Source organism: Pseudomonas sp. VS40 (assembly GCF_018587885.1).
GTDB lineage: Bacteria > Pseudomonadota > Gammaproteobacteria > Pseudomonadales > Pseudomonadaceae > Aquipseudomonas > Aquipseudomonas pergaminensis.
Genome location: NZ_JAGYWD010000001.1, coordinates 875,855 through 888,079, shown reverse-complemented (window position 1 = coordinate 888,079; position 12,225 = coordinate 875,855). Strand labels below are relative to the sequence as shown.

The window sequence follows — 12,225 nt, the reverse complement described above, 5'->3', positions numbered from 1 at the left end:
GAGCGGCCTATTAAACCGCTTTTCGCCAAAGGCCCCTCATTGGGCGTGCGCCTGTTGGTGCTGGTCGTGCTTTCGGTCGCGCTGATGGTGGTCGATGCCCGCTTTGCACTGCTCAAGCCCGTGCGTAGCCAGATGTCGCTGGTGTTGATGCAGACCTACTGGATCACCGACCTGCCGCAACGTCTGTACCAGGGCGTGGCCAGCCAATTCGGCAGCCGCACCGAGCTGGTCGCCGAAAACGAAAAACTCAAGACCGAAAACCTGCTGTTGCAGGGGCGCATGCAGAAGCTCGCGGCCCTCACCGAGCAGAACGTTCGGCTGCGCGAGTTGCTCAATTCCTCCGCGTTGGTCAATGAAAAGGTCGAAGTGGCCGAGCTGATCGGCATGGACCCCAATCCCTTCACACATCGCATCATTATCAACAAGGGTGAGCGCGACGGTGTGGTCCTTGGCCAGCCGGTGCTCGACGCCCGTGGCCTGATGGGCCAGGTGGTAGAGCTAATGCCCTACACCTCGCGGGTATTGCTGCTGACGGACACCACACACAGCATCCCGGTGCAGGTAAACCGCAACGGCTTGCGTGCGATTGCCAGCGGTACCGGTAACCCTGAGCGGCTGGAACTGCGCCATGTGGCCGATACCGCTGATATCAAGGAAGGCGACCTGCTGGTCAGTTCCGGCCTCGGTCAGCGTTTTCCGGCGGGTTACCCGGTAGCGACGGTCAAGGAAGTGATCCACGACTCAGGCCAGCCGTTCGCCATCGTGCGTGCCGTGCCCACTGCCGCGCTGAACCGCAGCCGCTACCTATTGCTGGTGTTCAGCGACAATCGCACCCCCGAAGAGCGCGCCAACGAAGCCGCCCAGGCCCAGGAGGCGGAAGACAAGAAGAACGGCACTGCGCCGATCGTTCCTGCCACCGTACCCAAGCCGGCCACTACCACGCCGGCCACGCCTGCGACCGCGCCGGCAACTGCGGCGCCGGTGGCTACACCTGTCAAGCCTGCGGCGCATCCGGTTAAACCGGCTGCGACCAAACCTCCCACGTCGACGCCGGCCACCACCACGCCGGCCACCAAACCGCCTGCTGCTGCCCCGGCTGCCCGCCCAGCGGCGACCGCTCCGGCCACCACGCGCCAGAGGGAGGAATAATGGCCAGTACACATTCACGCAACGGCTGGATCGTCTGGCTGACCTTCGCCATCGGTATGCTGCTGAGCGTTTCGCCGCTGCCGCAATTCATGGAAATCCTGCGCCCGCTCTGGCTGGCATTGCTGCTGGCCTTCTGGTCGCTGAACCTGCCGCACAAAGTCGGCATGGTCACCGCGATGTTCCTGGGCTTGGCAGAAGATGTGCTCTATGGCACGTTGCTGGGCCAGAACGCGTTGATCCTGACCCTGATCACCTTCCTGGTGCTGTCGTTGCAGCAACGCCTGCGCATGTTCCCGATGTGGCAACAGTGCCTGGTGATCCTGGTGATCTTTGGCCTGGCACAGCTTGTCCAGCTCTGGCTCAGCGCCCTGACCGGTAACCGCCAACCCACCCTGGCGCTGGTGCTGCCGGCGCTGGTGAGTGCTTTGCTGTGGCCATGGATCAGCTTCGGTCTGCGTGGGTTGCGTCGTCGCTATAAAATCAATTGAATGGATTGCGAGGCTCTGCCTGGTTATCGAACCCTACAGGGAGAGTCTGCAATGAATTCGCTTTACCTGGCCTCGGGCTCTCCGAGGCGGCGTGAACTGCTGACCCAGATCGGTGTGCCCTTCACCGTGGTCAGCGCCGCTATTGATGAAACACCTCTTACTAATGAGCCCGCCGTTGCCTATGTCGAGCGCCTTGCGCGCGGCAAGGCTGCGGCGGGTTTTGCTGCGCTCGGGCAAACCTCGGGCGCCTGTGTGCTGGGGGCTGATACTGCAGTGATTGTCGATGGCAAGATTCTCGGCAAACCTGTGGATCAAGCCGATGCCCTGGCCATGTTGATGGCCTTGGCGGGGCGTGAACATGAAGTGCTCACCGCCATTGCCCTCACTGATGGCCAGCGCAGCGAGACTGTTTGTGTAAGCAGTCGTGTACGTTTTCGCGGTATTTCTGTCGAGGAGGCTACAACCTACTGGCACAGTGGCGAACCCCAGGACAAGGCGGGCGGCTATGCTATCCAAGGGCTGGGCTCGGTGTTTGTCGCCGGGCTCAATGGCAGTTATTCGGCCGTGGTAGGCCTGCCGGTGTGCGAAACCGCGCAACTGCTCGACCAATTCGGCATACCCTGTTGGCAAAACCTTACCGTGCGCTGAGCGTCGTATCCCAGCGCCCAGCCTTAAGCGACCGGTCACTATTGTGAAAACGCCTGAACGAGACCCAGCCATGAGTGAAGAGATTCTGATCAATATCACGCCGATGGAATCGCGCGTGGCGGTGGTAGAGAACGGTGTTCTGCAAGAAGTCCACGTTGAGCGCACCCAAAAGCGCGGGATCGTCGGCAACATCTACAAAGGCAAGGTGGTGCGCGTATTGCCGGGGATGCAGGCCGCATTCGTCGATATCGGCCTGGACCGTGCCGCCTTTATCCATGCTTCGGAAATATCCCTGCGCGAAGGCCCTGCGGTAGAAAGTATCAGCGCCCTGGTGCATGAAGGGCAGAGCCTGGTGGTGCAAGTCACCAAGGACCCCATCGGTTCCAAGGGGGCGCGCCTGACTACCCAACTGTCGATTCCGTCACGCTACCTGGTCTACATGCCGCGCACCGCGCATGTGGGTATTTCCCTGAAGATCGAAGACGAAGCCGAGCGCGAACGCCTGAAGAAAGTAGTCAGCGACTGCGTGGCCGCCGAAGGCATCAAGGAAGCTGGTGGCTTTATCCTGCGCACCGCCGCTGAAGGCGCGGGTGCCGATGAAATCCTCATGGACATCCGCTACCTGCGACGCCTGTGGGACCAGATCGATGCACAAATCAAGACCATCGGCGCGCCCAGCGTGATCTATGAAGACCTGGGCCTGGCCCTGCGCACGCTGCGCGACCTGGTCAGCCCGAAAATTGAGAAAATTCGCATCGACTCGCGGGAAACCTTCCAGCGCACCACGCAATTTGTTGCCGAGCTGATGCCGGAAATTGCCGACCGCCTGGAGCACTACCCCGGCGAGCGGCCGATCTTCGACCTGTATGGCGTCGAAGATGAAATCCAGAAAGCCCTGGAGCGCAAGGTGCCACTCAAGTCCGGTGGCTACCTGGTGGTGGACCCGGCGGAAGCCATGACCACCATTGACGTCAACACTGGCGCGTTCGTGGGCCATCGCAACCTCGAAGAGACCATCTTCAAGACCAACCTAGAAGCGGCCACCGCGATTGCTCGCCAACTGCGCCTACGCAACCTGGGCGGCATCATCATCATCGACTTCATCGACATGGAAGATGAAGAGCATCAGCGCCAGGTACTGCGTACTCTCGAAAAGCAACTGGAGCGCGATCACGCCAAGACCAACATCATTGGCATCACCGAGTTGGGCCTGGTGCAGATGACCCGCAAGCGCACCCGGGAAAGTCTGGAGCAGGTGCTGTGCGAGCCGTGCAGCAGTTGCCAGGGCCGCGGTAAATTGAAGACCCCGGAAACGGTTTGCTACGAGATTTTCCGTGAGATCCTACGGGAGGCGCGGGCCTACCAGGCCGAGGGTTACAGGGTGCTTGCCAATCAGAAAGTGGTCGACCGGCTGCTGGATGAAGAATCCGGTAACGTTGCCGAGCTGGAGGGTTTTATCGGCCGCACGATACGCTTCCAGGTCGAAACCATGTATTCCCAGGAACAATACGACGTGGTGCTGCTCTGATCCCCAATCGTTTTCCTTTTATGAGACGAGCAGGCCTTGATCTGCCGTCCGACTACCGCCTTGAGGGTCGCCTGACATGGAGCGTCTGATACGCTTTTTTGCCGCTTTGACCCGTTGGGGCCTGGGCCTCTGTGCCTTGCTGCTGGTATTGGCGGCCGTGTACGTGAGCCTGGGCCGTGAATTGACGCCGCTGGTGGCCGAGTACCGTGCAGAAGTCGAGGCCAAGGCCCAGGCTGCTGTGGACATGCCCCTGCATATCGGCAGCCTGGAAGGCCGCTGGAGCGGTTTCGCGCCGGTATTGCTGGCCCATGATGTGATGGTGGGCGAGGGCAGCAGTGCCCTTCGCCTGGATCAGGTCGAAGTGGTGCCGGATATCTGGGCCAGCCTGATGGCCCGCGAAGTGCGCATTGCGCACCTGCAAGTCAGTGGCCTGCAACTCAGTGTGAAGGAAGACAAGGACGGCAAATGGGCCCTGCAGGGCCTGCCCGTGCAAGACGACCAGCCGCTGGATCCGGAGCAGGTGCTAAAGCGCATGCAGACGGTCAAGCGTGTGTCGCTGCTCGACAGCCAGGTGACGTTGCAGCCGTTTGACCAAGCGCCGGTGACCCTGACATATGTCGGCCTGAGCCTGCATACCGGCGCCGTCCGTCAGCGCCTCGATGCACGCCTGACCCTGCCCGACGGCCAGCCGCTCGCCGTTAACCTGCGCACCCGCATTCGTGCCAGCCAATGGAAGGATGCCGAAATCCAGGCCTACCTGAGCCTGCCGCAAAGCGACTGGGCCAAGTGGATCCCGGCCAAGCTGACCCAACAGTGGACACTCACGCAATTCAAGGCTGGCGGCGAATTCTGGCTGAGCTGGGCCAAGGGCACCGTGCAAAGCGCGGTGGTGCGCCTCAACTCGCCACAGGTGAAAGGCAGCTACGCCGACCGTAAGCCTGTCCATATCGAAAATCTCGCCCTTACCGCCTACCTGCAGCGCAGTAAAACTGGTCTCAAGGTGTTGTTCGATTCCCTGGCGATGAACCTGGGTGAAACACGCTGGGAATCGCGCCTGCAATTGCAGCAGACCCTGGCTACCGACAAGGAGCAGGAAGTCTGGAAGCTTCAGGCCGACCGCCTGGATCTCACGCCGATTACGCCGCTGCTCAATGCGTTGGCGCCGTTGCCGGAGGGGTTTGCCAAGACTGTGCAGCATCTGAAGGCCACCGGCCTGCTACGTAACGTGCTGGTGGACTTCCGTCCACATGACACCACCGATCAAAAAGTCAGCTTCGCTGCCAACCTTGAACGCATTGGCTTTGATGCCTACTTCGGCGCGCCGGCCGCGCGTAATGTGTCCGGCAGCATCAGCGGCGACCTGGGTCATGGCGAGTTGCGCATGGACAGCAAGGATTTTTCCCTGCACCTCGACCCGATCTTTGCCAAGCCTTGGCAATACATCCAGGCCAACGCGCGCCTGACGTGGAAGCTGGACGAGGAAGGCTTCACCCTGATCGCGCCGTATATCAAGGTGCTGGGCGAAGAGGGCAAGGTGGCCGCCGACTTCCTGATCCGCCTGCATTTCGACCACAACCAGGAAGACTACATGGACCTGCGGGTCGGCATGGTCGATGGCGATGGGCGTTTCACCCCCAAATACCTGCCGGCGGTGTTGAGCCCGGCGTTGGATGAATGGTTGCGCACCGCGATTCTCAAGGGCGCGGTGGACCAAGGCTTCTTCCAGTATCAGGGTTCGTTGAACCACGACGCACTGCCGGCCTCGCGCAATATCAGCCTGTTTTTCAAGGTGCATGACGCCGAACTGGCATTCCAGCCAGGCTGGCCTCACGTGAGCAAGGTCAATGGCGAAGTGTTTGTCGAGGAAAGCGGCGTGCGCATCCTGGCCAGCAAGGGCCAATTGCTCGACACCAAGGTCAAGGATGTCTACGTCAATATTCCCCACGCGCCTGCGGGCAAGGACAGCCATCTGCTGCTCACGGGTGGTTTTGCCGGTGGCTTGGGCGATGGGCTCAAAATCCTCCAGGAAGCGCCGATCGGTACCGCCTCGACCTTCGCTGGCTGGAAAGGCGAGGGCGACCTGCAGGGGAGCCTGGACCTCGATATTCCGCTGGCCAAGGGCGCCGAGCCGAAGATCGTAGTGGACTTCAAGACCGATAAGTCGCGCCTGCAACTGGCTGAACCCACCCTGGACCTGAATCAGCTCAAGGGCGACTTCCGTTTCGACAGCGCCAAGGGCCTCAGTGGCCAGAACATCAGGGCCCAGGCGTTTGACCGCCCGATCACTGCGCAGATCTTTGCCGACGGCAAGCCGGGCAATATCAGCACTCGCGTGACTGCCAAGGGCCAGGTCACGGTCAAGCGGCTGACGGACTGGCTGAATATCACCCAGCCGTTGCCGGTATCCGGCGATATTCCGTACCAGTTGCAACTGACCCTGGACGGCGCCGACAGCCAGCTGATGGTCAGCTCCAACCTCAAGGGCGTGGCGGTGGATTTGCCGGCGCCGTTCGGCATGCCGGCCAGCCAGGGGCGCGACAGCGTGTTCCGCATGACCTTGCAGGGTGCCGAGCGCCGTTATTGGTTCGATTATGGCGAGCTGGCAAACTTTACCTTTGCCGCGCCGCCGGACAAATTCAATGATGGCCGTGGTGAGCTGTTCCTGGGGGATGGCGATGCCGTGTTGCCGGGTGCCAAGGGCTTGCGCATTCGTGGGGTCTTGTCGGAACTCGATATCGACCCGTGGAAAAAACTGGTGGACCGCTACGCGGGCAACGATCCGGGTGGCAGTGCCAAGCAACTGCTCAACGGCGCCGACTTCAAGGTGGGCAAGCTGACCGGGATGGGTACCCAGTTTGATCAGGTCAATTTGCAGCTGGACCGCAAGCCTGCGGCGTGGGGACTGCAATTCAGCAGCCAGCAAGCCAAGGGCACGGTGAACCTGCCGGACGCCAAAGGCGCGCCGATTGCGATCAACCTGCAATACGTGAAGCTGCCGGCGGTAGACCCAACCGTGCAGGCGGATGAAAACGCACCGGACCCCTTGGCAAATATCGATCCCAAGGACATTCCTGCGCTGGATATCGCCATTGATCAGTTGTTCCAAGGCCCGGACCTGATAGGCGCCTGGTCGCTGAAGATCCGCCCGACCGCCAAGGGCCTGGCCTTCAGCAATCTGGACCTGGGCCTGAAGGGCATGCAGCTCAAGGGGGCCGGAGGCTGGGAAGGCGGGGCCGGTGACAGCAGCAGTTGGTACAAGGGCCGCCTGGACGGCAAGAATATCGGCGATGTCCTCAAGGGCTGGGGTTATGCGCCCACTGTGACCAGTCAGGATTTCCACCTGGATGTGGACGGACGCTGGCCCGGTTCGCCGGCCTATGTCGGGCCCAAGCGGTTCTCCGGCAGCCTGGATGCGGCGTTCCGCAACGGCCAGTTCGTGGAAGTCGAGGGGGGCGCCCAAGCCCTGCGGGTGTTCGGCCTGCTGAATTTCAACTCCATCGGGCGTCGGCTGCGCCTGGACTTCTCGGACTTGCTTGGCAAGGGCTTGAGCTATGACCGGGTCAAAGGCTTGCTGGCGGCCAGCAATGGCGTGTTCGTGACCCGCGAGCCGATCACCATGACCGGGCCGTCAAGCAATCTGGAGCTCAATGGCACCCTGGACCTGGTGGCTGACCGCGTGGATGCCAAGTTGCTGGTGACGCTGCCGGTGACCAACAACCTGCCGATTGCGGCGTTGATCGTCGGGGCGCCGGCCATTGGCGGTGCGTTGTTCCTGATCGACAAGTTGATCGGTGACCGTGTTTCACGCTTCGCCAGCGTGCAATACAAGGTCGAAGGCCCGTGGAAGGATCCGAAAATCACCTTCGACAAGCCATTTGAAAAGCCAAACTGAGAGCCTGTGGAGTAGCATGGCCGCATGCCCTTTATGGAGTGTCGGCCCATGTCCTTTGCGGTAATTCAAATGGTCAGCCAGAGCGATGTGCTGGCCAACCTGGCCCAGGCCCGGCGCTTGTTGGAGGAAGCGGCGGCAGGCGGTGCAAAGCTGGCGGTATTGCCGGAAAACTTCGCTGCCATGGGCCGCCGTGACGTGGCCGACATCGGCCGCGCCGAAGCGCTGGGCGAAGGCCCGATCCTGCCATGGTTGAAACAGACCGCGCGCGACCTCACCTTATGGATAGTGGCGGGTACTTTGCCATTGCCGCCTAAAGACCAACCGCACGCCAAGTCCAATGCCTGCTCGCTGCTGGTCGATGATCAGGGTGAAATCGTTGCCCGTTACGACAAGCTGCACTTGTTCGATGTGGACGTTGCCGACGCTCGCGGGCGTTATCGCGAATCCGACGACTATGCTTTCGGGGGCAATGTGGTGGTGGCGGATACACCCGTTGGTCGCTTGGGCCTGACAGTGTGTTACGACCTGCGCTTCCCCGAGCTGTACAGCGAATTGCGCGCGGCGGGGGCTGAATTGATCACTGCGCCTTCAGCGTTTACGGCCGTAACCGGCGCTGCGCACTGGGACGTGCTGATTCGCGCGCGGGCCATCGAGACCCAGTGCTACCTGCTGGCGGCCGCCCAGGGAGGCGTGCATCCGGGGCCACGGGAAACCTATGGCCATGCGGCGATTGTCGATCCCTGGGGGCGCGTGCTGGCACAACAGGATCAGGGCGAAGCGGTGTTGCTGGCCGAACGCGATAGCAGTGAACAAGCGTCGATTAGGGCGCGCATGCCGGTGGTCAACCATCGGCGCTTTTTCTCGCAGGGCGCACAGCGGCCTGCTTCGGAACGATGAATTTAAGGCCATACCTATGAGCGAGTTGTTGTCCTCAGTCAGTGAACACCTCCTGGCACCCGGTGGCGTGACCATCGAAAGTTTGCAAACCGTGCTGGGCGATCTCGCCGGGCCGGGCATCGACGCGGCCGACCTGTATTTCCAGGGGCAGATCTCCGAGTCCTGGGCCCTGGAAGACGGCATTGTCAAGGAAGGCAGTTTCAACCTTGACCAAGGTGTGGGTGTGCGTGCGCAATCCGGCGAAAAAACCGGCTTTGCCTACAGCAATGCGATCACCCTTGAGGCCTTGGGCCTGGCCGCCCGTGCCGCGCGCTCTATTTCCCGGGCTGGGCAAAACGGCACGGTGCAGGCGTTCAGCACCCAGGACGTAACCCAGTTGTATGGGCCGGACAACCCGTTGGAAGTGATGACCCGTGCCGAAAAAGTTGACTTGCTCAAGCGTGTCGATGCCGCGACGCGTGCGTTGGACCCGCGTATCCAGCAGGTGACCGTGAGCATGGCCGGCGTGTGGGAACGCATTCTGGTGGCGTCCACCGATGGCAGCCTGGCGGCGGATGTGCGCCCCTTGGTGCGCTTCAATGTCAGTGTGATCGTCGAGCAGAATGGTCGTCGCGAGCGCGGCGGCCATGGCGGCGGCGGGCGTACCGACTATCGCTATTTCCTCACCGACGACCGTGCCATGGGGTATGCCCGCGAAGCGCTGCGCCAGGCGCTGGTCAACCTGGAAGCGATTCCGGCACCGGCCGGGACCTTGCCGGTGGTGCTGGGTTCGGGGTGGTCCGGCGTGCTGCTGCACGAAGCGGTCGGTCATGGCCTGGAAGGTGATTTCAACCGCAAGGGCAGCTCGGCGTACAGCGGGCGTATGGGCGAGATGGTTGCGTCCAAACTTTGCACCATCGTTGATGACGGCACCCTGGCCGGGCGCCGTGGCTCGCTGAGTGTCGATGACGAAGGCACCCCGACCGAGTGCACCACCCTGATCGAAAACGGTGTGCTCAAGGGCTACATGCAAGACAAGCTCAACGCCCGCCTGATGGGTGTGGCCCGCACCGGTAACGGTCGCCGTGAATCCTATGCGCACCTGCCGATGCCACGCATGACCAACACCTACATGCTCGGTGGCGAAAGCGACCCGGCAGAAATCATTGCGTCGGTGAAGCGCGGCATCTATTGCGCCAACCTCGGTGGTGGCCAGGTGGATATCACCAGCGGCAAGTTCGTGTTTTCCACCAGCGAGGCTTACCTGATCGAAGACGGCAAGATTACCGCGCCGGTCAAGGGCGCAACGTTGATCGGTAACGGTCCGGAAGCCATGAGCAAGGTGTCGATGGTCGGTAACGACCTGTCGCTGGACAGCGGCGTGGGCACGTGCGGGAAGGATGGGCAGTCGGTGCCGGTGGGTGTCGGCCAGCCAACGCTGAAGATTGATGCGATCACCGTGGGTGGCACGGGGGCGTAGACGCGGGAGCTTCGGGTGGCGAAGGCCGCCACCCGGGGAAGAGGATCAGCGCAGGCCGCGTTGAGTCTCGTCCAGCTCACGGATGTACTTGAAGATTTTACGGCTGGTGGCCGGCGCCTTGTTATGCGCCTGCTCGTGCTGGGCCTGACGGATCAGGGAGCGCAGTTGCTGGCGGTCCGCGTCCGGGTAGTCCAGTACGAATTTTTCCAGCACGGCGTCATCGCCCGAGATCAGGCGGTCACGCCAACGTTCCAGGTTATGGAAGCGTTCGTTGTACTGGCGAGTGGAGGCATCAGTTTGATCGAGCAAGGCCAGAATGGCGTCAGTGTCCTGATCGCGCATCAGTTTGCCGATAAACATGATGTGCCGTTTACGCGCGATATTCGCGGTGTGCTTGGGCGCATCCGCCAAGGCCCGGCGCATTTCGTCGGTCAATGGCAGTTTTGCAATCAAATCCTTCTTGAGCGTTGTAAGGCGCTCGCCGAGGTCAACCAGAGCATGCAGCTCACGTTTGACCTGGGTTTTGCTTTTCTCCCCATCGAGGGAGTCGTCGTAAGAATCAACCATGGTGGCAGTCCGCAAAGAAACGCCGCCATGATAACCAGTCGGGGGCCGCTTGTCCGGCCCGGTCGCTCGATGGCCTTAACCGAAAGCAGAATTTGAGTGGAGAAAACCATGAGTGCAGCCCAAAGCGTCGGTCCGCAAGCGTTACCGGCACTGCAGGAACAAGTCGAGCAGATCCTTGCCGAAGCCAAGCGCCAGGGGGCTAGCGCCTGTGAAGTGGCGGTGTCGCTGGAGCAGGGGCTCTCGACATCGGTGCGCCAGCGGGAAGTCGAGACCGTGGAGTTCAACCGCGACCAAGGCTTTGGCATCACCTTGTATGTAGGGCAGCGCAAAGGCTCGGCCAGCACATCGGCCAGTGGCCCGGAGGCTATTCGCGAGACCGTGGCGGCGGCATTGGCGATCGCCAAGCACACCTCCGAGGATGAAAGCTCGGGCTTGGCTGACAAGGCGTTGATGGCCAAGGACCTGAAAGACTTTGATCTGTTTCACGCCTGGGACATCACGCCCGAGCAGGCCATTGAACAGGCACTGACCTGTGAAGCCGCCGCGTTCGACGCCGATACCCGCATCAAGAACGCTGATGGCACCACGTTGAGCACCCATCAGGGCTGCCGCGTGTATGGTAACAGCCATGGTTTTATTGGCGGTTACGCGTCCACGCGTCATAGCCTGAGCTGCGTGATGATCGCCGAAGCCAATGGCCAGATGCAGCGCGATTACTGGTATGACGTAAACCGCCAGGGCGATTTACTGGCCGATCCGATCAGCATCGGCCAGCGTGCTGCACAGCGTGCCGCGAGCCGCCTGGGCGCGCGTCCCGTGCCGACCTGTGAAGTGCCGGTGCTGTTTTCGGCGGAATTGGCCGGTGGCTTGTTCGGCAGCTTCCTTGGCGCGATTTCCGGGGGCAACCTTTATCGCAAGTCCTCGTTCCTGGAGGGGGCGATTGGGCAGAAGCTGTTTCCAGAATGGTTGACCATCGATGAGCGCCCACACCTGATGCGCGCCATGGGCAGTTCGGCGTTTGACGGCGATGGCCTAGCGACGTACGCGAAGCCGTTTGTCGAAAACGGTGAATTGGTGTCCTACGTGCTTGGTACCTACGCCGGCCGCAAACTTGGTTTGCCGAGCACCGCCAACTCCGGTGGCGTGCACAACCTGTTCGTCACCCATGGCGATGAAGACCAGGCAGCGTTGCTGCGGAAGATGGGGCGCGGCCTGCTGGTGACTGAGTTGATGGGCCACGGCCTGAACATGGTCACGGGCGATTATTCCCGTGGCGCGGCAGGCTTCTGGGTGGAAAACGGTGAGATTCAATTTGCCGTCCAGGAGGTGACTATCGCCGGCAACATGCGCGATATGTTCAAGCAGATCATTGCGGTCGGGAACGACCTGGAACTGCGCAGCAATATCCGCACGGGTTCGGTGTTGATCGAACGGATGACCGTCGCCGGTAGCTGATCCTTCCGACCCGGTTAAACAAGAAAGGCGCGCCATCTTAAATGGCGCGCCTTTTTTTGTGGCCACGTGTCAGCGGGATTAACGTGCCACCCTTGTTTTGATTCTCAATATCATTTAATAATAAATATCATTACCGGATGAG

The 12,225-nt window shown here is 61.3% G+C and carries 9 protein-coding genes; 8 read left to right on the top strand and 1 reads right to left on the bottom strand.

All coding sequences use genetic code 11. The features are described 5' to 3' along the window. Positions 1-9 precede the first annotated feature (9 nt). The 7 genes from mreC (at position 10) to tldD (ending at position 10,061) form a co-directional block, all read left to right on the top strand. A complete protein-coding gene (mreC, locus tag KHP07_RS04030; protein WP_078046880.1) occupies positions 10-1,149 on the top strand; it encodes a rod shape-determining protein MreC in 1,140 nt (379 codons plus the stop codon). Then, entirely contained in the window at positions 1,149-1,637 is a 489-nt protein-coding gene (gene mreD, locus KHP07_RS04025; RefSeq protein ID WP_016976217.1) for a rod shape-determining protein MreD, read from the top strand. The genes mreC and mreD overlap by 1 nt, the downstream gene beginning before the upstream one ends. A gap of 51 nt (positions 1,638-1,688) precedes the next feature. Continuing rightward, a complete protein-coding gene (locus KHP07_RS04020) occupies positions 1,689-2,285 on the top strand; it encodes a Maf family protein (protein ID WP_078046881.1) in 597 nt (198 codons plus the stop codon). A gap of 70 nt (positions 2,286-2,355) precedes the next feature. Continuing rightward, positions 2,356-3,813, top strand: a complete 1,458-nt coding sequence (gene rng, locus KHP07_RS04015) for a ribonuclease G (RefSeq protein WP_071491141.1) — start codon at positions 2,356-2,358, stop codon at positions 3,811-3,813. Between the two features lie 76 nt (positions 3,814-3,889). Further along, positions 3,890-7,705 carry a YhdP family protein gene (locus KHP07_RS04010; protein WP_214496628.1) on the top strand — a complete coding sequence of 1,272 codons (3,816 nt, stop codon included), beginning with the start codon at positions 3,890-3,892 and terminating at the stop codon, positions 7,703-7,705. 48 nt (positions 7,706-7,753) lie between these two features. Beyond that, the gene (locus KHP07_RS04005) at positions 7,754-8,602 is read left to right on the top strand and encodes a carbon-nitrogen hydrolase family protein (RefSeq protein WP_099494052.1); all 849 of its coding nucleotides are present in this window, start codon (positions 7,754-7,756) and stop codon (positions 8,600-8,602) included. Between the two features lie 16 nt (positions 8,603-8,618). Further along, positions 8,619-10,061, top strand: coding sequence for a metalloprotease TldD (gene tldD / locus KHP07_RS04000; protein ID WP_078046884.1), 1,443 nt, complete (start codon positions 8,619-8,621; stop codon positions 10,059-10,061). Between the two features lie 45 nt (positions 10,062-10,106). Here the strand turns inward: tldD and yjgA are convergent, their stop codons facing one another. Continuing rightward, entirely contained in the window at positions 10,107-10,628 is a 522-nt protein-coding gene (gene yjgA / locus KHP07_RS03995) for a ribosome biogenesis factor YjgA (protein ID WP_017138246.1), read from the bottom strand. A 108-nt stretch (positions 10,629-10,736) separates the two neighbouring features. Here yjgA and pmbA point away from each other — a divergent pair, with 108 nt between their 5' ends. After that, positions 10,737-12,083 (top strand): metalloprotease PmbA, encoded by a 1,347-nt coding sequence (gene pmbA / locus KHP07_RS03990; protein ID WP_078046885.1) that lies wholly within the window; start codon positions 10,737-10,739, stop codon positions 12,081-12,083. Positions 12,084-12,225: the final 142 nt, after the last annotated feature.

Coding starts and splice junctions, on each gene's coding strand:
- KHP07_RS04005 (WP_099494052.1), top strand. CDS start 7,754: ATGTCCTTTGCGGTAATTCAAATGGTCAGCCAGAGCGATGTGCTGGCC.
- mreD (WP_016976217.1), top strand. CDS start 1,149: ATGGCCAGTACACATTCACGCAACGGCTGGATCGTCTGGCTGACCTTC.
- pmbA (WP_078046885.1), top strand. CDS start 10,737: ATGAGTGCAGCCCAAAGCGTCGGTCCGCAAGCGTTACCGGCACTGCAG.
- yjgA (WP_017138246.1), bottom strand. CDS start 10,628: ATGGTTGATTCTTACGACGACTCCCTCGATGGGGAGAAAAGCAAAACC.
- KHP07_RS04010 (WP_214496628.1), top strand. CDS start 3,890: ATGGAGCGTCTGATACGCTTTTTTGCCGCTTTGACCCGTTGGGGCCTG.
- tldD (WP_078046884.1), top strand. CDS start 8,619: ATGAGCGAGTTGTTGTCCTCAGTCAGTGAACACCTCCTGGCACCCGGT.
- KHP07_RS04020 (WP_078046881.1), top strand. CDS start 1,689: ATGAATTCGCTTTACCTGGCCTCGGGCTCTCCGAGGCGGCGTGAACTG.
- rng (WP_071491141.1), top strand. CDS start 2,356: ATGAGTGAAGAGATTCTGATCAATATCACGCCGATGGAATCGCGCGTG.